The organism is Nostoc sp. PCC 9305 (assembly GCF_963920915.1).
Taxonomy (GTDB): Bacteria; Cyanobacteriota; Cyanobacteriia; order Cyanobacteriales; family Nostocaceae; genus Nostoc.
This window is the reverse complement of record NZ_CAWUDN010000013.1, coordinates 1-21,088: the sequence shown is the minus strand read 5'-3', so window position 1 is coordinate 21,088 and position 21,088 is coordinate 1. Positions and strand designations below refer to the sequence as shown.

The window sequence follows — 21,088 nt, the reverse complement described above, 5'->3', positions numbered from 1 at the left end:
TTTCCTTGACTAATTTAAGATTTTAAATTTTGGTTATCGTCACTCAATCTAAAATCCAAAATCCTTCGACTGAGGGACTTGTGCCGAGCGGAGCCGAGGTAAGCCGAAGTCCAAAATCTAAAATTGGTCGCCCTGCTTCTCATTGCTAATTCATTTCATTAGGAGAAGTAAAGCTGTGCAAATTAAGCCAATGCTAGCACGTCTGCAAAGTGCCACAGGCCGAGATGACTTAATTGAACAAATGGTACTATTGCCAGAACCAAACAAACCTTTCTCTAAAAAACCTCAAAAGGCGAAAGCAGTTAATCTAATTGTTGCTTATGACGCATCTCCCAACAGTCATACGGCCTTAGATATTGCCTTTTGGATTGCCCACCAAACGCGTTTGGCCACCAATACAGAAGTTACAGTTCAAGCCGTTTATGTAGTAGAAGATAATCAAAGCAATCAGTATCCAAATATCTTAAGCTTTCCCCAACAACAGTCTTCATTAGAATGTCAAGTTAGTGAAGTATCAAAGTCTGTCACACAGGTATTAACTCTACCTAAATTACAGACAGCGATCGCTCCCCTACAACAAGCAGATATAATTCTCTGGCAAGCCCGAAGTCTGGCTGAAGAATGGCAGGGTTCTTTCAAATCTCATTTACGGTTTGGCTCCATTGCCATAGAACTTAAGAAAGTTGTTGAATCAGAAACTGCCGATATTCTATTTTTAGGTTGCAACTCTGTCAATCATCCGATGATTGAGGCTCTAGGTTCTAATTTTCCCTGTGCTGTTTTAGGTATTCCCAGTTGTATTGATGAATAATCGCTGTTTAAAATTTCAGTAATTTTTATCAAATTGTGGTCAGAAAAAAGTCACCTATTTGTAGGTGACTTTTTTCGCTAGCAAGTAAACAATTCAACTTCGGGAGATTAGGGTGTGGAAAACTGGCAAGCAATCCTCAGTATAGTCACATTTATTGGTGTTATTGTCTTGGTCATGACGGAATGGGTACATCTCACCATTGCGGCATTACTGGGAGCATTGTTATTAGTTTTTAGCAACGTCATGACTTTACAAGAAGCTGTTGGTTACATCGGCAACAGTCATGGAACACTCGGTTTATTCTTTGGAGTTATGGTGTTAGTACGGGCTTTTGAACCTACCAAGATATTTGATTATTTAGCTACTCAAATGGTACTCATAGCTAGAGGACAAGGCAAACGTCTACTACTTGGTATTGTGGCTATTGTGACACCGATCTGTGCAGTCTTACCAAATGCCACAACAGTCATGTTGCTAGCACCTTTAATTCCACCAATGGCGAAGGAAGTTGGGATAAATTTCGTACCATTGTTGATTTTAATGGTATTTGTTGCTAATAGTGCTGGATTGCTAACTTTAGTTGGAGATCCCGCGACATTTATTGTTGGTGATGCTGTGAATATCAGCTTTACAGATTATTTGTTGGAATTAAGTTTAGGAGGAGTAATTGCCATTGTCATAGTGATTGCAACACTACCATTTTTATTCCGTAAAATTTGGAATACACAATTAGATAATCTTGAAGAACTGCCACACCCCCAAATAAATCATCCACGAGCTTTAAGCCTTGGTGCAGTTATTGTATTTTTCGTTCTGATATTTTTTGTGATTGGAGAAACTTTACCTGTTCCCATCTCGCCTGCTGCCGCAGCTTTATTAGGAGCAGCTTTAGCTTTGCTTTTATCTCACCATAGCAATATAGATTCAGTTAACAACATTTTACGAGATGTAGACTGGAGTACATTAATATTTTTTATGAGCATTTTTGTGCTAATTGGGGGGCTAGAAAAAACAGGTGTAATTAATGGCTTATCAGGAATATTGGCAGTAATTTTAGGAAAAAATATTATGCTAGGTTCCCTAGTTTTATTATTTTTTGTGGGTCTATTGTCCAGCGTAGTGCCAAATATTCCTTTAGTGGTGGGGATGGTGCCTTTACTCAAACAATACATTGTTACTGTCGGATTAGCACCCGCCGAAGTTCTTGCACAAGATTTTCAAGGACAGTTTCCGCCAGAAGTATTACCACTGTTTTATGCAATGATGTTTGGTGCAACTTTGGGAGGTAATGGCACACTTGTGGGTGCATCATCTAACATCGTAGCCGCCGGAATTTCTGAGCAGCATGGACGGCGCATCTCGTTTAAAACTTTTCTACACTACGGTATTCCGGTGATGCTATTACAACTAGTAGCTTCGGCTTTGTACATATTGGTTCGCTTTTTGCTCTAAGTCTAATTTATGTCGAAATACTGCCTCCTGCTTTAAATTTTTCTTCCTATTAAGTATCTACGTATAAATAAATTTAAAGTTTGTAGTTAGGACTTTAGTCCTGATAATCCTTGCTCTGAGCGATAAATTGCTCACTACAAACTAGGAGTTTATTTTATATTGAATTATGTCTACCTACTTACCACTTGTCATGCTGAGAAATAAGTTGGTGTGGCATCTGGAAAATATTATTTAGGATTTCATTTTACAAATAATATAGTTCAAATAAAGTTACATCATTGAATAAGCAATTAATAATTAAAAATGAGCAGTATATAATTAATCTTATGTGCCAATTAAATTATTTTTTTTATCAATAGACAGTAAAAGTTATATCTTCCGCTGGATATAGCTTTCAGCCCTTGGAGAGATGCTTTAAACAGTTAAATTCTACGATTCTGAGCTAAAGAGTTAGGTATTGCCATAGGTACAAACATAATAAATACTAAGAGTTGCTTCTCAAGAAATTCTTAATTCCCCCAAATTTAAACTTAGTAGGTAGAAGGAAATCCAATGTTCCAAAATACGGAAATCATGGTGGGACTCTATAAACCACTATTGTGGTTAGCACAGGTTCCATTAGAACGCTCTAACGTCACACCAGAACAGGCGTCAGTTCTCATTTCGGGGCCGCGCTTTTTTGTGGCTTTAATCTCCGGCGTGATTCTTGCCTTTGCTTTCCAATTAGTTCTAACTAATCTCTCCCTTGCAGCCGGTATTTCCTACCTGGGGCACTCATCTGACTCGGATTCAGATAATGGGGAAGTCGGAAGTTTGGGCGGCAGCATTCGCAAAATTGGCACAGCAGTAGGGATTTGGACATTAATCACTGTGACTGTAGCCTTATTAATCGCTTCTTATCTAGCAGTAAAATTGAGCCTTGTAATCTCAGATCGGGGATTGGGAGCAACTCTCGGTTTGGTGATTTGGGGTGCTTACTTTTTGCTTCTAGTTTGGGTAAGTTCCACCACCGTAGGCTCCTTAATTGGCTCAGTTGTCAATACGGCAACATCTGGCTTTCAGGCGATTATGGGGACTGCGACTGCCGCACTAGGTGCGAAAGCTGTGAATAGCCAAGTGGTAGCTACAGCTGAAGCCGCCGCCGCCGCTGTCCGTCGAGAACTCGGAAGCGCCATCGATCCCGTAAGTATCCGGGAAAACATTGAAGATTACTTAGAAAAGATCCGTCCTCCAGAACTCGATGTATCGAAGATTCGGAGTGATTTTGAAAATTTACTCAACGATCCGCAATTAAAAGCGATCGCGGGGACTCCAGATATCCGCAACATCGACCGCCAAAAGTTTATCGAGTTAGTCAGCAGCCGCACCGATCTTTCCAAAAAAGACGTTAGTCGCATTGCTGATACCTTGTATAAAGTTTGGCAGCAAGTGGTAAGTCAGCAACCACCCACCGAAGACCGTTTGGGTGAGTTGATGGATTATCTGAAATCACTTCCACCAGGACAAAGCAAAACAGACGAACTCAACGCCAAGTTGGAACGGTTATTAGCAGAAAAGGGTGGTTCCAAAGAATCTGACCAAAAAACTGCTACCGGCCCAATTCAAAGTACACTCCAGCAAGGATTATCTGCTTTAACCGGCATTGTGTTGGGACGCACAGATTTGTCTGATTTGGATGTGGAAAAAATCTTGGGTAGTCTCACTTCTGCTAAAGATAAAGTCACCGAACAAGCAGATAAGTTAGGCTTGCCAACACCATCACAACCCTATAGCCCAATTCGGTCTGATGTCGAAAACTACCTGTACAATACTTATGCTTGGCAACTGAGTCCAGAAAGAATTTCCCAGGAATTTCATGATGTTATCTACGATCCAGCCGCCGATCCTGGAATTGTCCGTAGGGAACTAGAACGACTATCCCGCAATGATTTCGTCAAAATTTTGCAACAACGAGGATTGCTGACTCAAGGTCAAATTCAACGCATTGCCAATCAGCTAGAAACTGTCCGCCAAGAAGTGCTAGTAACAGTCAGAGCTATTGAAGAAAGAGATATAGTTCAAGACTTGCAACGCGCAGTAGAAAGTTATCTGCTCGTTACTCCCAAAGCAGATTTGACACCTGAAGGCATCGAGCAGAATTTTAAACCACTGTTGGAAGACTCAGAGGCAGATTATGAAACCCTGACATTGCGACTAGCACACCTTGACCGCCAAGAAATTCGGCAGATATTGCTACAACGTAATGATGTCCAGTTATATGAAGTAGATAGCATTGTCGATGAGTTGGAAAAACAACGCGATCGCGTCTTGGTAGAATCCAAAGGATTAGCAGAACAGGCACAATATCAAGCAGAAACCCTGTGGCTGAATGTAGAATCATATCTGCGTAACACAGGCAAATCAGAACTGAATCCTGATGGCATCCGCGCCGACTTCAAAAAGCTACTAGAAGATCCGCAAGCTGGAATTAGCTCAATTCGGGCGCGCTTGTCTCGCTTTGACCGCGATACCTTAGTGCAATTGTTGAGTCAACGGGAAGACTTGAGTGAAGATCAAGTTAATCAAATCATCAATGCTACTGAAGAGTCGTGGTACAGTATTCGCCACACACCCCAAGCTGTAGTCGATAAAGCTAAAGAGCAATATGATTCTGTGACGACAACGATCGCAGATTATCTCCGAAATACTGGTAAACAAGAACTCAATCCTGAAGGTATTCAGCGAGATTTGACCAAATTGTTTGAAAATCCCAAAGAGGGAGCCGTCGCACTGCGTCGTCGGTTGTCGCAGGTAGACCGGGATACACTGGTGAAATTGCTCAGTCAACGCCAAGACTTGAGTGAAGAACAAGTCAATGAAATCATTGATTCCACCCAGACTTCGATTCGTAACTTTGTGCGTGCGCCTCGTCGCCTAGCTAGCCGTACACAACAAAGAGCAGAAACATTCAAAGCTTATCTGGAAGATTATCTGCGCCAAACTGGTAAAGAAGAACTCAATCCTGAAGGTATCAAACGCGACTTGCAATTATTGTTGCACGATCCGCGAGTCGGAGTAGAAAGTTTTGGCGATCGCCTTTCCCAGTTTGACCGTGATACCATCATTGCCCTGCTGAAAATTCGGGAAGATATTTCTGATGAAGAAGCAGCACGGATTGCCGATAATATGGTGTCCGTAAGGGATCAATTTGTCGAACAAGTACGAAGCATTCAACGGGGCATTCAAGATGCAATTGACGGGGTTTTCGCCCGCATTCGTAACTATCTCAACTCCCTGGATCGCCCAGAACTTAACTATGATAGTATTAAGCGCGATATTCGCACAGTTTTTGACGATCCCCAGGCTGGTTTCGATGCCCTGCGCGATCGCTTGTCCTCCTTTGACCGTGATACCCTAGTGGCAATCATGAGTTCTCGTGAGGACATCTCCGAAGAAGATGCCAACCGAATCATCGACCAAATTGAACGGGCACGCAACACAGTATTACAACGTGCAGAACGCATACAGCACGAAGCCCAACGCCGCCTAGAACAGGTAAAGCATCAAGCACAGCGGCAAGCAGAAGAAACCCGCAAAGCCGCAGCTACAGCAGCGTGGTGGCTGTTTGCCACAGCATTCGTCTCCGCGATTTTCTCTGCATTAGGAGGAGCGATCGCTGTAGTTTAACAAGTTGTCTCCGCTAACTTTTCAGCCTCCCATTCTGGGAGGCTTTTCTATTTTAAGGACGTAGAGAAGAAAGTAAAGAAAGAAATACGTATTGGCGAATTTTGTGTAATACCAATTGAAAAAAATACGACAAATAGACCATTTGCAGAGATGCGATTCATCGCGTCTTTAGCCAAAGATGTGTTGCAATCATTAATTGAATTGGTATAAGTATGTCTTTCAATATAGTTATATATGAATATCCTTTATTGATCTAATCTCAGCAATTAGATGGGTGAAAATAGAATTGGTTTAATGTTTTAATATTATTAGATAACTTGCAATCAAACCTCAGCCTATAATCAATAAATCACTCCGTCATTTTTGTAAGTTAATCACTATTACCTAAGTAGCAATCTCAAACAATGGAAAATACATTAATTGATAAAACCTTCCGTGACAGCAATGGCAAAATTGTTTTGGCTGAAATGCCAAACCCACCACTGATTCTTTGGATAGTAGCTAGTTTGCTAACCCTAGTTTTTACAAGTGGTAAAATCAATACAGTGTTAGACTTTTTGGCAAATGGCTCCTTGTTTACTTGGGCGTGGATGGAGCTATTTCAAGGCGTTAATTATTTTCGCAGAGCGCTAGGTCTTGCCGTATTGATTGCTATGATCGTATATAAAATTCAGTAAAACTAAATAATTAAGTAACAAATAATACTAACAGAAGAGGAGTTTCTCAACTCCTTTTTTTTGTCCAAAGTTCAAAATGTGAATAAAGTCATACTTAAATTATGACTTTATTACCCTGTGTTTTATTATTCAGCAACTTAAACTTAGAGCAATACAGCAAATCAATTAACTAGTGCAACAAACAAAACTTCCTGTAAAGTTAACAGGTAAGAATATCTGTTCACAAATTATTGATAAATGCTGTATAAAACTCAAAAAAATTAATTGATGGAGATTTGAAAATGAAACGTATTTTATTAGCTACATTACTTGCTCTCCCATTTGCAATTTCTTCCTTGCCGTCACAAGCATCAGCAGCAGAAATCATTGTCAGACCCAATGTTCATAGAACTGCTATTGTGCGTAAACCTGTTGTCGTTCGATATCAACGAAAGTTAATTCCTGCACATTGGGAAACAGTACGACGCGGTAACAGATGGGTTAAAGTTAGAGTTCCTGCTCGTTATGTAAATGTCAGAGTTTAATATCTAAATAGAGGCTAACAACTTTAGTTGTTAGCCTCTATTAGTTAAGATTTTGTTGCTGAATAAGACTTAGAAGTAAATACAAGTAGCTGACATAAGTCAATTTAATCAACATGAATATATATCAAAATTCTCAGTTTTTTAAAAAACTTTTGATATTTATACTAGGAATTAGTTTAGTAACAGCCTGTGATTCCATTCAGGCTGATGAAAAAAGTATAACTAAAGACAAAATCTTGACTGGTGATAATTATGGAGAACTATACGATCAAGGTAAATTACGTACTTACTATTTTTACACTCCAAAATCTTATAATCTAGACCGCTCGATGCCGCTAGTTTTAGTGTTTCATGGAGATGATGGTAATGGTCAGTCTATCAGTAATGTGACCCGCTTCAATGAATTAGCAGAGCAAAAAGGATTTATTGTTGTTTACCCAGATGGAATTGACCAAAAATGGAGTCTTAGAGGTAACGCTCAAGGAAAAGTAGATGATGTTTTGTTTGTCAGTGCTTTGATTAATCATCTTCAGCAGCAACTTAATATTGATAGTCATAAAGTTTATGCCACCGGTTTTTCTAGAGGTGGCATACTTACCCAAGCACTGGCTTGTAAGTTACCCGATAAAATTGCTGGTTTTGCATCAGTAGCTGGTTCCCTCCCAGTTAGACTCAAACCTAGCTGCCAGCCTCAAACTCCCATATCGATGTTAACGATCAACGGTACAAACGATCGCGACGTACTTTATGAAGGTGATGACCACACTCAACGAGGAGCGCTAGTTTCGATCTCAGACATGGTAGAGTTTTGGCGATCGCACAATCGATGTACCTTATCAAATGTATCTCCGAATTTTTCTGAAGATAAAGTGAAAACCGCTATCTACACGGGTTGTAGTGGCAACTCCGAAGTCTGGCAGCTAGCGGTAGTAAACGGTGGACATTTCTGGCCTGGTGGTTCTTCAACTGACGAGAATCTAAACAAATTCAATGCCAAGCTGGGGCTGAACGCCAGTGAAACAATTTGGGACTTTTTTCAGCGTCACAGTTTATGAGTAGCTAATTTTTCAAACACCATTTTCCTTAAACCATGCCAAGAGGCGTTTCCAACCATCCTGAGCTTCTTGCTCGCGGTAGGAAGGGCGATAATCGGCAAAAAATGCGTGGGGTGCATTGGGATAGACAATAATTTTAGATTTGCTGCTGCTCGACTTTAAGCAATCGCGCATCTGCTCTACTGTATCAAGAGTAATACCTGTATCCTTGCCACCATAGAGTCCGAGAATCGGGACTGTCAGTTTTGATGCAATATCAACGGGATACTTGGGCTGAAGTTCGGTAGCATCACCCACAAGTCGCCCATACCAAGCTACACCAGCCTTCACCTGGGGATTATGTGCAGCATATAACCAGGTAATACGACCGCCCCAACAGAAGCCTGTAATTCCCAACTTATCGCCATTACCCTTAGCTGACTTCTTTGCCCACTCTACCGTCGCATCAAGATCGGATAACACCTGAACATCTGGTACTTTGGCGACAATTGGACGAATTTCGTCTATATTGCTTAACTTCGAGACATCGCCTTGACGCACAAATAATTCGGGTGCGATCGCTAAATATCCCAACCGAGCAAAGCGACGAGTGATATCCTGGATATGCTCGTGTACACCAAAGATTTCCTGGATTACCAGAACAATTGGGAAATTATCACCAGTAGCTGGTGCTGCTCTATAGGCAGGAATTTCGCCATCTTTGACAGGAATTTTCACTGCACCAGCTACTAACCCCTTGGCATCAGTAGTGATGACTCCGGCAGAAATGGGTTGTACTGCGAGGGCAAAACCTGTCGCCACTGTCGCTGTTGCAATAAATTTGCGGCGCGTTATTTCTTTCATCATCTCTACGTTGAATTACTAAGTTCCTTTATATTTAGGTTACTGTATGGTCAAATGCGCGGAGGGGTAGGTGTACAAATTTCACATCCGAAAAAAAGTACTTCTATCTCAACACCAGCAAGTGTTTCACCCTACTAATTGTCCAAATTCATCCGCGCAATCGCTGAAATGCTTACAAGAATTCAGTTTCAGCCTTCAACCTTTCCCAATACTCTTCCCAAAGAAATTCTCTAATGCTATGATTGCTCTAGAATCGCGCAACCGCACCTTGAAAACTAAATATAGCTTGGCTTTCAGGCTCCCGCTATTGCAATTAATCAAAATCCCTATTAGGGATTGAAACTACAATCTTCAAGCGCTTGATGAACAGGTTGAACAGGATTGCAATTAATCAAAATCCCTATTAGGGATTGAAACTAATAACTTCAAGTTCCCTAGCTAAATCAGAACATTGCAATTAATCAAAATCCCTATTAGGGATTGAAACCCCTATATGTAGTGATTCACCGCTATGTATGGGGGAATTGCAATTAATCAAAATCCCTATTAGGGATTGAAACTTGGAATTTAATTAATGGAGAGCAGTGTAGAAAATGCAATTGCAATTAATCAAAATCCCTATTAGGGATTGAAACTTTCAATAATATCTGCATCAAAGCAGAGGTAAAATGATTGCAATTAATCAAAATCCCTATTAGGGATTAAAACCTTTTTTACCGCCTACCTACTTTCCAATCCTCTCCACCGGATAACTGAGTTAAATTTTCAGCAACAACTGTGGGTAACTCCTTAGCTGAATAGGAATAAGTTAGCGCCAAAAACTTCAATGCAGTCTGAATAATTTGGTTCCTATCCACTATTTCAGACAGTTGGAATTGATTATATACTCCATTCATTACTTCATCGCTGGCATCAGCGATCGCATCTTCAATCACTTCCTCTTCTATCAAACTCTCCCACTCACCTAAATTAATATAGTAAGATTTTTTATTATCTTTGATATTAAGACTTTTGATTTCTCGGATTGAATTACGAATAGAATTTGCCCATGAACCAGTTAATCGTTGTTCTACTTGGTTCTTAATCAAATGAATTAGCAGAATTCTTAAATAAGCTTGGATATTCCGCAGAATAGCTTGTTTACTCATGCCTTCTAATTCGTCTACAATCGCTAAGGCATCTGCATAACGTCCTTCCAAAATACTCTTTTTGAGGTCTATTAGTTCCTGCGTCACTTTTTCTCTGCCTACCTGCTTAAGTACTATATAAAAACAACCTATACTTTATTAATAGCAGAGTCTTTTAGAGGATGTTTGAAAAATCCTTTTCTTGGTAGTAAAACGTTCTAGATCCCCCTAAATCCCCCTTAAAAAAGGGGGACTTTGAAAGGTTTCGCCCCCCTTTTTAAGGGGGGTTGGAGGGATCAATAAGTGCCTAAAATCACAGCCAACCACTTTTCAAACAACCTCTTAGCTCGACTTTATCCATTTTTTGGCAACACTCAAGCTGACGCTGAAATCTTTGTGGGGCGGTAGTTTTACTTTTTTGATTTCACCGAGAATAAGTGACATCGAAAAAGCTTTTGCTAAAAAGCTAGGATTTTTGCCGTATCAAGAGAACCAAGCTCTGAATTTTGGATAAAGTCGAGCTTAGCTGCCATTAATAAAGTATAGGTTGTTCACTTATTCGCCTGTATCACTTGCAAACTCCCACCCGCATATAAAGTAGACTTAATCACTTCAAAGCCAGTCTTAGCTAACAACTCAGCTAAATTAGTTTTCAGCAATTCCCAAGCTGTTTCCGTCTCAAATAACAACAAAAACACTGATATCCCAGGCCAAAATATCGGATTTGTTGGAGCGTGAAAATCCACCAACGTAAACACTCCTCCTGGCTTCAGCACCCGATAAACTTCATTAATAATTTTTCGTAATTGCTGAGGCTGCATCTCGTGTAATGCAACGCTGGTATGCACCACATCAAATAGATTATCTGCAAATGGCATTTCCTCGGCAAAAGCTTCTACATAAGAAGCTTCCGGTACATTTAGCCGCGCCCGTTGCAAAGACTTTGGTGAAGCATCCAAACCTGTTACGTTTTGTGAATTTTTTACTAAAAACTCCGTCGTTTGACCACTACCACAACATAAATCTAAAACCTGAGAATCTGAGTGAATTGTTAAGCCTTGCAAAGCAAGTTGCCGAAAACGGGCTTCACCACCTACACTTAAGGCTGCTAAACGAGAGATACCATCATATAACCACTGATAGCGGTAACTCCAATCTCTTAAAATTGTTGCCATTGCATATTTCCTTGCTATTAAGCTTTATATTTAATAAAGATATATTGTTAACATTAGTAAAAAACCTGAAAAGATTGGGGGAAAGTAACTGCTATGGGTCGTGTAGGCGTCTTATTACTCAATCTCGGTGGCCCTGATAAGCTAGAAGATGTAGGGCCGTTTTTGTACAATCTATTTTCCGATCCGGAAATTATTCGCCTACCATTTCGCTGGTTGCAAAAGCCCCTAGCCTGGTTTATTGCCACGCGGCGAACCAGAACATCTCAAGAAAATTATAAGCAAATCGGTGGTGGTTCACCATTGCGGCGGATTACAGAAGCCCAAGGGGAAGCTTTAAAAGAACAGTTAGGTTTTTTGGGGCAAGAAGTTAATATTTACGTGGGAATGCGTTATTGGCATCCCTATACAGAAGAGGCGATCGCACAGATTACCCAAGATAAGGTAGAACACCTGGTAATATTACCACTATATCCCCAGTTTTCTATCAGTACCAGTGGTTCCAGCTTCCGGCTTTTAGACAAGCTTTGGCAAGAAGATCCAAAACTTCAACCGATTGATTACACCGTCATTCCTTCTTGGTATAAACAACCAGGCTATCTTCAAGCAATGGCGCAACTCATAGCCCAAGAACTTGAGCAATTCCCTAACCCGGATGATGTTCATATATTCTTCAGCGCTCACGGCGTTCCGAAAAGCTACGTTGAAGAAGCAGGCGACCCTTACCAGGCGGAAATTGAAGAATGTACTGCGTTGATTATGCAGACTCTCAATCGACCCAATGCTCACACTTTAGCTTACCAAAGTCGTGTCGGCCCAGTAGAATGGCTGCAACCCTATACTGAAGATGCCCTCAAAGAACTAGGCGCAGAAGGCGTGAAAGATTTGGTTGTCGTGCCAATCAGTTTTGTCTCAGAGCATATTGAGACACTACAAGAAATTGATATTGAGTATCGAGAAGTAGCCGAAGAAGCAGGAATTCACAACTTCCGCCGCGTACCGGCTCCTAATACCCATCCAGTATTTATTAATGCACTAGCCGAATTAGTGATTGATGCTCTGAGAAACCCCAGTTTCAAGCTTTCGCAAGCTGCTCAAATGAAAAAGATGGTAAAGATGTACCCTCAAGAGCGTTGGGAGTGGGGTCTGACAACTAGTGCTGAAGTATGGAATGGTCGGATTGCGATGCTGGGTTTTATTGCCTTAATCGTAGAGCTGATTACCGGTCACGGCTTCTTGCACATGATTGGGCTTTTGCAGTAAATGAAAAGAGTTAGGAGTTAGGAGTTAGGAGTTAGGAGTTAGGAGTTAGGAGTTAGGAGTTGGAAGTTGGAAGTTAGGAGTTGGGAGTTTTAAATTTTCTCGCTAACTTTTCACTCTTAACTTCTCACTTTTAACTCCTAACTTTTCTGTCGATACCAGTCATACCACTGCTTCGCACTACGAACTGCAAACCAGAGCAGTATTAAAGCAATTACTCCTCCTTGCCAAGGAGCATCAAAGGCAAATAGTACTAGAGCAATGCACAAAGTATCTTGAAGGAAGACTGCCCACAACGGTAAGCCACGTAACCGATAGAACCAACCAATTTGGACGAGTTGGAGTACCAAAGCTAATAAACCTCCAATTATGGCAATCAGCCAGTTTGGGGTTGCTGTTGCTGTAGCTACTCCTAACCCCATAATTGCGCCTACAAGGGGAGACATGAATAACTGAACGACTTGGAGCAATCTTTGCCCCCAGAGCTTTTTTGAGGCTAATAATTCAATTAATGACCAACTGGTGAGGCAACATAATAATATTGGTGGAGAAATGTGAGATAAAATTGGAACTTGTGACCACAAGTTGCTACCCTGCAATAATCCAATAATTAGCAAAGGTATGCCTATTCTCATTCCTGCTGCCGCAGAGGCAGAAAGTGTGGCTAGGATTTCAATCATCAAAGCACTCGTAATATTAATAAATAACTAAGTATTTGTTATGTATACTACCCAGTGCTAGCAATCATTCGAGCATCAAACAGATTGCAATATTAAATTTTGTTGGTATCTTTATATATTTTTTTTGATAATATCTGCGTATTTTTTGGGTAACAGGTTTGTAGTAAGCGCTTAAGCGCTTACTACAAGCAAATTAATCCTAAATACCTAATCGTTGGTAAACTTCTTCTAAATGCCGCAGATGTTGCTGGGGGTCGAAACAAACCTCTAGTTCTGCCAAAGACAATTTTTGGGTAACACGCGGATCTTTGCTAATCAAGTCTTGGAAGTTTCCTTCTGGCTGATTCCAAGCAGCATGAGCGCTTTCTTGAACGATCGCATAAGCCTCTTCTCGGCTGCTTCCCTTGTCTATCAAGGCAAGCAAAACTTTTTGGCTGAACACAACACCGCCGTAACAGTTGAGATTGCGTTTCATGTTCTCAGGATAGACCAACAGGTTTTTGACCAAATCGGTTATTTCTGACAACATAAAATGCGTCAAAGTACAAGCATCTGGCAAAATTACTCGTTCTACAGAACTGTGAGAAATGTCTCGCTCATGCCATAAAGCAACGTTTTCTAAAGCTGCACCAGCATGACTTCTGACGAGTCGTGCCATTCCCGTCAGTCGTTCCGAACGGATGGGGTTGCGCTTGTGTGGCATGGCTGAGGAGCCTTTTTGACCTTTGGCGAAAAATTCTTCAACTTCTAAAACGTCTGTTTTTTGGAGATTGCGAATTTCTACAGCAAAGCGTTCAATGGTTGCGGCTACTAAAGCTAATTGTTGCACGTAGTCGGCGTGGCGATCGCGGGAAATAACTTGGGTTGAGGCCGTATCGGGTTCGAGTCCGAGTTTTTGACAAGCGATCGCTTCTACACGCGGTTCAATATTGGCATAGGTTCCCACTGCACCAGAAATCTTACCGACAGCGATCGTTTTGCGGAGTATTCTCAGGCGTTCTTGGTGTCGCAACACTTCTGCTAACCAACCAGCTAGTTTAAAACCAAAAGTAATCGGTTCAGCGTGAATACCGTGCGATCGGCCAGCCATTACTGTATGACGATGTTCCCGTGCTTTTTGGCGAATTACCTGAATCAAATCTTCCAAACGTTGCAATAATAGATCCAGGCTGGCAACTAATTGCAGTGCTAAAGCTGTATCCAAAACATCCGAACTAGTTAAACCCAGGTGAATGTAGCGTCCGGCATCACCGACATATTCATTGACATTTGTCAAGAAAGCAATGACATCGTGGCGGACTACAGCCTCAATTTCTAGCACCCGCTTTGGATCAAAATCCGCCTTGGCCTTAATTTCTTCAACAGCCTCAGATGGAATGTAACCAAGTTCAGCTTGAGCCTCACAAACAGCAATTTCCACTTGCAGCCAAGTTTTTAGTTTATAGGTTTCACTCCACAGATTAGCCATTTCGGGCAAAGTATAACGCTCAATCACAGTTCGGCACAGAATACAACCGTCATATTTTACAGTCTAATTAATGTCTAATTAATGTAGATCGCTTTTTAACGCTACTTTTTGCTCAGGGACGGAACTAGTTTTTGAATCCGACATGATAATACTAATCCTGCCGTCAGCCTCTATATACGCGAACTTGACATCAGCTAAAAATTCTACACCTTGCTGACGTAACTTGCTCATCAACTCATCATCTGTAATTAACTTTCGTTGCAGATGGCGCTCAATCATCCGACCATTTTTTACCAGTAGCAACGGTGGCGGATTCAGGAAACGTTGGAACTGGGCAAGTTTGTAACCCAAACAGTTCAGCAAGTAACTCCAAAAATCCCTGTTCTTACCAGGATAGCGCCTTCAGTAATTGATGTGTAATTACTTGCCAATATAAATCTCCAGTAATCAAGGATTAAAATCGCTGATTGTTTCTTCTCTTTTTTAAGCGTTTAGGCTTCCTAAAATACTGAAAAAAGCGATTAATAAAGCGAGAATATGGCTTTTTATTAGTCGATGCTTGTTCTCTTGGAGCCTTGCCATTATAGTTTGTGTTATCAGATATATGTACAGCATTTTTAGTTGGAACTATGCCGCTGCCATGCCTTCGGGAATAAACTTGAGTAAATTCTGCACCGAAGAAAAGAATTTGTGCAGCATAGTTAACCCAAGCTAAAATCACCACCAGTGAGCCAGCAGCACCATATGTTGAGCCAAAGCTGCCATTACCTAAATATTGCCCTAATAAAAATCTCCCAATAGAAAACAAAACTGAGGTGAGAGCAGCTCCAACTAAAACATCACTCCATGCAATTTTGACATCTGGTAGAACTTTAAAAATTAGTCCGAACAACACTGTTGTGATTGCAAAAGAGATGATAAAATTGGCAATCTGCCAGATGAAATCGAAACCTGGTAACAAGTTACTAAAGTACGTTACTAATGTTGCTAATATCGTACTAATTACTAGAGAAACTAAAAGTAAAAAGCCAATTCCGATCACCATTGCAAAAGACAAAACGCGGAGGCGAATTATGTTATTTATGCCACGTCCAGGTTTGGGTTTCACTTCCCAAATTGTGTTCATAGCATCTTGCAACTCAGTAAATAAGCCTGTAGCACCCACTAGTAGAACTAGGACACTAATAATCGAAGCGATCGCTCCTGTCTTTGGTTGGTTAGCATTTTGGATGGCTGTTTCGAGAAACTTTGCGCCATCTACCCCGACTAAACCTTGAATTTGTCCGACAATTTGACCCCTTGCCGCTTCCTCTCCAAATACTGCACCTGCGATCGCAATTACAATAATTAGCAATGGTGCAATAGAAAAAATCGTGTAATAAGCTAACGCCGCCGCTAATCGTGAGGCTTTATCGTCACTCCATTCTTTGAATGTCTCTTGTAATAACTTCCAAATTTCTTGCAAATTCATCCAATCAGTCTCCTTCTAGGGGATGTTGCTTAGTCCCTGATATATTGGATACTGATTTACTGAGTTGTGACATCCTCCCAAGGGTATTTGTGAAGCGTTCTTGGGGAGGAATTTAGAATTTTATAGTGAGATGAAATACGACCGCGCCAATTAGCGATAATAAAAATGCGCTGATGTTGATCGTATAGCAAAGCAATTTTTACCTAGAAGCAATGACACAGACCGCAGCAATTACAGAAGCGATTACCACTCTTGAGGATGCAGAAAATCGATTTGGTTTTGTTCGTGTTGAAAACGAGCAATTTTTCTCAGAGTGGTATGAGGGATTGTCTGAAATTACGGAAGCGGAAAAAGCCTCTGTAGATGTCGTGCGGCGCAGGTATCTTTATCACCGTGCCGGAGGTGATTTACTAGAAGGGACGGTCATATTATTGTTGGTGTCACCAATACTTGCACTCTCTGGATTTTACGATCCTCCTTTCAGAATTAAGGCTGAATCATCCGTGGAACTAATGCTGAATGATGGCGAAGAGATACTGCGCGGACGGATTGATGTTTTAGTGTTACAAGACCAGTTATGGGTGATGGTGTTGGAGTCGAAAAAAACCACACTCTCAGTTTGGTCGGCTGTACCGCAAGCCCTAGCTTATATGATGGCTAACCCCAATCCCATTAAACCTGTGTTTGGGATGGTGACGAATGGAGACGATATTTTATTTGTCAAAGTGACGCAAACAAATACACCACAGTACGATTTGTCAAGAGTTTTTGCTCCGTTTGCATCCGCGAGAGAACTGTACGCCGTTTTGCAAATTCTCAAGCGTATTGGTCAGTTAATTTCTCCTGCGTTTTAGAGTCTGAAAAGCCCTGGCGACTAGAAGTCGCGGCTACACAAACGAAGTCCACCTCCGTGGACTAATAAAAATTAAGAGTTTTTAACCCACGTTCGCGTAGCGTTCCACAAGGAAAGGTAGGTTTTGTTTGTGTCGATGCAGTTTCATAACCGACGTTTCATTGCATTCTGTCGATTGTGCGATATTGAATTGCTTCCGCTACATGATTGGTTTTTAACTCATCTTCTCCTGCTAAATCTGCAATCGTCCGTGCTACTTTGAGAATGCGATCGCTTGCTCTTGCCGATAAACCTAATTTTCTAATTGCTGCTTCTAATAAATTGCGGCTAGCATCATCTAACTTACACCATTTCTGAAGATGACGACTTTGCAAATGGGCATTGCAACGCAGATTTGCTTCTCCTTGGAAACGGGTAATTGCGCGATCGCTTGCTTGTTGAACCCGTTCGCGTACTGATATTGATGTTTCTCCCGTCGGTTGTTGGGTGATTTCTTCTGGTTTCAAGCGATTCACCGCAACTTGTAAATCAATTCGATCCATCAATGGCCCAGAAAGTTTTGCCCAATATTGCTCGCGTTGGCGGGGAGAACAAGTACATTGTTGGATGGTATCGCCATAGTAACCACAAGGACAGGGATTAGTACTCGCCACTAAAGTAAACTGCGCGGGAAACATTACCGATAATTTGGTGCGGGAAATTGTCACATAGCCATCTTCTAAAGGTTGGCGCAGAAATTCTAAAACATCTCGTTTAAATTCTGTCAGCTCATCCAGGAACAGCACACCTCTGTGAGATAATGATATTTCTCCAGGACGAGGGAAGCTACCACCGCCAACCAGAGAAGGCCCGGATGCTGAGTGGTGGGGACTGCGAAAAGGGCGATCGCGTACCAATGAACCACGATTTTTCAATAAACCAGCTACCGAATGAATGCGAGTCACTTCCAAAGATTCGGCAAAGCTCAACGGTGGTAAAATTCCTGGTAAGCGCCTTGCTAGCATCGTCTTTCCACTACCAGGCGGCCCGACAAAAATGAGATTATGCCCACCAGCCGCAGCAATTTCTAAGGCACGACGCCCATGAGCTTGTCCTTTCACATCATGTAAATCTGCGTCAGGGTAGGATACCGTTGTTGTCTGTGTTGTACTATCTATCTGCACAGGTTTGTAACGCCCTGGATTATTTAAAAAATCCACCACCTCAGACAAATGCTTGCAGCCATAAACAGCCAAATCTTCAACCACTGCCGCTTCTTGGGCATTATCGGCAGGGAGAACTAAACCTGCAATTCCCATCTTTTGGGCTGCTGCTGCGATCGGTAATACACCTGCCACGGGACGCAAACTGCCATCCAAAGAGACTTCGCCCAAAAAGAGATAATCCCCCAACAAATCAGCGCTAACTTGCTCAGAAGCCGCCAAAATTCCCACACTGATAGGCAAATCGAAACAGGGGCCTTCTTTGCGTAAATCTGCCGGAGTTAAATTAATTACTATCTTTCGCATCGGAAAGGCAAAGCCAGTATTTTTCAGAGTTGCTTTGACTCTTTCTCTTGATTCTTGAATCGCTGAATCTGGCAGTCCTAAGACAACAATTCCCGGTAATCCCCCTGACACATCGACTTCCACGCCGACTTTGACGGCATCGATGCCCACAATTGATGCACTCCAGACTCTAGCAAGCATTGCTTATATAACAGTAAACCTTTAAAATCTCTAGCAGATGAGTTGGTAGATTGGCATTAGTAAAACCACATAGACGATTTTTCGGAATTACAGCAGTGTTCATCCACATCTGTCGTCCGGTAGCACATCTGTGCGCCTCTACAACTATCTTTTGTGGAGTGCAGAAAAGTCTTTTACAGCAATTTAAGAGGTAAAATAACTATTGGAAAAATTATTAAGAATATCAAATATTATTGATAATTGCACTGAACGCATTGGTCGATTTACCAGCTGGCTGGTACTAGTAATGATCGTACTTGGCGTGTGGAATGTTATCGGGCGATATCTCGGAAGAATTAGTGGTAACAACTTCACTTCCAACGCCTACATAGAATCTCAATGGTATATTTTTGATTTAGTTTTCTTGTTGGGAGCAGCTTACACCCTTAAGCACAACGAACACGTGCGGGTTGATATTTTTTACAGTAATTGGCCGCCTCGACGAAAAGCACTTGCAGACTTAGTAGGGACTATATTTTTCCTCATCCCCTTCTGTATCATTACGATCGCTTTTTCTTGGGATGCGGTTGTGGCTTCATGGCAAATCAAAGAAGCCTCATCCGATCCTGGAGGATTGCCTCGTTACCCCATTAAAGCGATGATTATTGTTGGCTTTGTGCTGCTGATTTTCCAGGGAATTTCTCAGGCAATCAAAAACTTGGCAATTCTTCAAGGCAGGGAGGAAAATCATGACACTGGCTTATGAATGGCTGGGGCCAGTGATGTTTGCTGCTGCTTTGGTGCTGCTGTCGCTGGGCTATCCGGTGGCTTTTTCTTTGGGTGGTGTGGCAATTTTATTTGGAATATTGGGAATCAGCTTAGGTGTATTTGACCCAGTGTTTCTGACTGCCATGCCACAGCGAATTTTTGGCATCATGGCAAACTATACCTTATTAGCTATCCCTTACTTCATCTTCATGGGGGCAATGCTAGAGAAATCGGGGATAGCAGAGAGACTCCTAGAAACGATGGGGATTTTGTTGGGACGCTTGCGTGGCGGACTGGCTTTAGCTGTGATTTTGGTGGGGGCGCTGTTAGCAGCAACTACTGGGGTGGTGGCGGCGACTGTAGTGGCGATGGGTTTGATTTCTCTGCCAATTATGCTCCGTTATGGTTACAGCAAAGAATTAGCTACTGGTGTGATAGCTGCATCAGGAACTTTGGGGCAAATTATCCCGCCGAGTGTGGTGTTGGTAGTGCTGGGCGATCAATTGGGTGTATCGGTGGGCGATTTGTTTCTGGGTTCAGTAATTCCCGGTTTGATGATGGCTGGTGCATTTGCCCTACACGTACTGATTGTGGCATTTTTGAAGCCAGATTTAGCACCAGCTTTACCTGCTGAGGTCAGAGATATTGGTGGTAAAGCTTTGGGAAGGCGGGTAATTCAAGTGATGATACCGCCTTTGATCCTGATTTTGTTGGTGCTGGGGAGTATATTTTTTGGCATTGCTACGCCGACAGAAGCAGGTGCAGTGGGTTGTGGTGGTGCGATCGCACTGGCGGCTGCAAATCGTAAACTTACCTTAGAATCTCTGCGTCAAGTTTGTGATGCTACTTTGCGAATCACCAGCATGGTAGTTTTTATCCTATTTGGCTCCACAGCTTTTAGTTTAGTCTTTCGGGGATTAAATGGCGATCGCTTCATGTTTGATGTTCTCGCCAACCTCCCCGGTGGTAAAACTGGCTTTTTAGTTGTCAGCATGGCGGTGGTATTTATCCTCGGCTTTTTCATTGACTTTTTCGAGATTGCCTTTATTGTCGTGCCGTTGTTTGTACCAGTTGCCCAAAACTTAGGTATTGATTTGATTTGGTATGGTGTAGTTTTGGGAGCAAATTTGCAAACTTCTTTCCTCACCCCTCCCTTTGGTTTTGCGCTGTTTTATCTGCGTGGTGTCGCGCCACCAGAAGTTACGACAAAGGATATTTATCGCGGTGTAATACCATTTATTTTGTTGCAACTATTGGTAGTGGTGTTAATTATTGTTTTCCCCAGAATTGTCAGTTTCTTACCTTCTTTGGCAAACTAGCGCTCTTTCATCACTCTCAGCATCACCTGACCACTTTTTAGCCATAGATTCTATTTTTGGTCTTCGCTATCCTTAAAGCCTTATAAAACTTAGATTTTGGCGTTTCACACTGTACATAAATTATTACCGTCAAAAACGTCTTAAATATATTCTGGGTAAAGGTTATGATGAATGCGATCGCAGAGCTTGTGAGAAATGCGGCAGTCGTTGATTGAATTCGGGCAGTCGTTGATTGAATTCGGGCAGTCGTTGATTGAATTCGGGCAGTCGTTGAT

The 21,088-nt window shown here is 41.8% G+C and carries 17 protein-coding genes, 1 pseudogene and 1 CRISPR repeat array; of the genes and pseudogenes, 10 read left to right on the top strand and 8 right to left on the bottom strand.

The features are described 5' to 3' along the window. Positions 1 to 190: 190 nt before the first annotated feature. The 6 genes from ACM0OX_RS07180 (at position 191) to ACM0OX_RS07155 (ending at position 8,185) form a co-directional block, all read left to right on the top strand. A complete protein-coding gene (locus ACM0OX_RS07180; protein WP_414514337.1) occupies positions 191 to 811 on the top strand; it encodes a universal stress protein in 621 nt (206 codons plus the stop codon). Positions 812 to 925: 114 nt separating this feature from the next. Then, a complete protein-coding gene (locus ACM0OX_RS07175) occupies positions 926 to 2,263 on the top strand; it encodes an SLC13 family permease (RefSeq protein WP_414514244.1) in 1,338 nt (445 codons plus the stop codon). A 552-nt stretch (positions 2,264 to 2,815) separates the two neighbouring features. Further along, positions 2,816 to 5,929 carry an MFS transporter gene (locus ACM0OX_RS07170; RefSeq protein WP_414514242.1) on the top strand — a complete coding sequence of 1,038 codons (3,114 nt, stop codon included), beginning with the start codon at positions 2,816 to 2,818 and terminating at the stop codon, positions 5,927 to 5,929. Between the two features lie 404 nt (positions 5,930 to 6,333). Next, positions 6,334 to 6,606: a hypothetical protein gene (locus ACM0OX_RS07165; protein WP_414514240.1), complete on the top strand. Its 273-nt coding sequence runs from the start codon at positions 6,334 to 6,336 to the stop codon at positions 6,604 to 6,606. 281 nt (positions 6,607 to 6,887) lie between these two features. Further along, entirely contained in the window at positions 6,888 to 7,130 is a 243-nt protein-coding gene (locus ACM0OX_RS07160) for a hypothetical protein (protein ID WP_414514238.1), read from the top strand. A 113-nt stretch (positions 7,131 to 7,243) separates the two neighbouring features. Next, entirely contained in the window at positions 7,244 to 8,185 is a 942-nt protein-coding gene (locus tag ACM0OX_RS07155; protein WP_414514236.1) for an alpha/beta hydrolase family esterase, read from the top strand. Between the two features lie 12 nt (positions 8,186 to 8,197). Here the strand turns inward: ACM0OX_RS07155 and ACM0OX_RS07150 are convergent, their stop codons facing one another. From ACM0OX_RS07150 to ACM0OX_RS07140, 3 genes are all read right to left on the bottom strand, one after another. Next, positions 8,198 to 9,028, bottom strand: coding sequence for a dienelactone hydrolase family protein (locus tag ACM0OX_RS07150; RefSeq protein ID WP_414514336.1), 831 nt, complete (start codon positions 9,026 to 9,028; stop codon positions 8,198 to 8,200). 306 nt (positions 9,029 to 9,334) lie between these two features. Continuing rightward, a CRISPR array of direct repeats spans positions 9,335 to 9,736; the repeat unit is 37 nt; unit sequence ATTGCAATTAATCAAAATCCCTATTAGGGATTGAAAC. 5 nt (positions 9,737 to 9,741) lie between these two features. Beyond that, positions 9,742 to 10,263 (bottom strand): DUF29 family protein, encoded by a 522-nt coding sequence (locus ACM0OX_RS07145; RefSeq protein WP_414514234.1) that lies wholly within the window; start codon positions 10,261 to 10,263, stop codon positions 9,742 to 9,744. Between the two features lie 443 nt (positions 10,264 to 10,706). Beyond that, positions 10,707 to 11,330: a class I SAM-dependent methyltransferase gene (locus ACM0OX_RS07140; RefSeq protein ID WP_414514232.1), complete on the bottom strand. Its 624-nt coding sequence runs from the start codon at positions 11,328 to 11,330 to the stop codon at positions 10,707 to 10,709. A gap of 93 nt (positions 11,331 to 11,423) precedes the next feature. Here ACM0OX_RS07140 and hemH point away from each other — a divergent pair, with 93 nt between their 5' ends. Next, positions 11,424 to 12,590 (top strand): ferrochelatase, encoded by a 1,167-nt coding sequence (gene hemH / locus ACM0OX_RS07135; protein ID WP_414514230.1) that lies wholly within the window; start codon positions 11,424 to 11,426, stop codon positions 12,588 to 12,590. 137 nt (positions 12,591 to 12,727) lie between these two features. Here the strand turns inward: hemH and ACM0OX_RS07130 are convergent, their stop codons facing one another. The 4 genes and pseudogenes from ACM0OX_RS07130 to ACM0OX_RS07115 form a co-directional block, all read right to left on the bottom strand. Beyond that, positions 12,728 to 13,267 (bottom strand): DUF4126 domain-containing protein, encoded by a 540-nt coding sequence (locus ACM0OX_RS07130; protein ID WP_335000279.1) that lies wholly within the window; start codon positions 13,265 to 13,267, stop codon positions 12,728 to 12,730. Between the two features lie 199 nt (positions 13,268 to 13,466). After that, on the bottom strand, positions 13,467 to 14,762 hold the full coding sequence (purB, locus tag ACM0OX_RS07125) for an adenylosuccinate lyase (RefSeq protein WP_414514229.1): 1,296 nt from the start codon (positions 14,760 to 14,762) through the stop codon (positions 13,467 to 13,469). Between the two features lie 51 nt (positions 14,763 to 14,813). Beyond that, positions 14,814 to 15,166, bottom strand: a pseudogene (locus ACM0OX_RS07120) (DUF421 domain-containing protein); the annotation flags it as partial. A gap of 23 nt (positions 15,167 to 15,189) precedes the next feature. Continuing rightward, positions 15,190 to 16,206: a YihY/virulence factor BrkB family protein gene (locus ACM0OX_RS07115; protein WP_414514227.1), complete on the bottom strand. Its 1,017-nt coding sequence runs from the start codon at positions 16,204 to 16,206 to the stop codon at positions 15,190 to 15,192. Positions 16,207 to 16,418: 212 nt separating this feature from the next. Here ACM0OX_RS07115 and ACM0OX_RS07110 point away from each other — a divergent pair, with 212 nt between their 5' ends. Beyond that, positions 16,419 to 17,060, top strand: a complete 642-nt coding sequence (locus tag ACM0OX_RS07110) for a type I restriction endonuclease (protein ID WP_414514225.1) — start codon at positions 16,419 to 16,421, stop codon at positions 17,058 to 17,060. Between the two features lie 157 nt (positions 17,061 to 17,217). On the opposite strand, the gene ACM0OX_RS07105 is transcribed toward ACM0OX_RS07110, so the two are convergent. Beyond that, positions 17,218 to 18,747 (bottom strand): YifB family Mg chelatase-like AAA ATPase, encoded by a 1,530-nt coding sequence (locus ACM0OX_RS07105; RefSeq protein ID WP_414514222.1) that lies wholly within the window; start codon positions 18,745 to 18,747, stop codon positions 17,218 to 17,220. Between the two features lie 202 nt (positions 18,748 to 18,949). Between ACM0OX_RS07105 and ACM0OX_RS07100 the strand changes: the two genes are divergently transcribed. Then, a complete protein-coding gene (locus ACM0OX_RS07100) occupies positions 18,950 to 19,492 on the top strand; it encodes a TRAP transporter small permease subunit (RefSeq protein ID WP_414514220.1) in 543 nt (180 codons plus the stop codon). Continuing rightward, positions 19,476 to 20,813 (top strand): TRAP transporter large permease, encoded by a 1,338-nt coding sequence (locus tag ACM0OX_RS07095; protein WP_414514217.1) that lies wholly within the window; start codon positions 19,476 to 19,478, stop codon positions 20,811 to 20,813. The genes ACM0OX_RS07100 and ACM0OX_RS07095 overlap by 17 nt, the downstream gene beginning before the upstream one ends. Positions 20,814 to 21,088 lie beyond the last annotated feature (275 nt).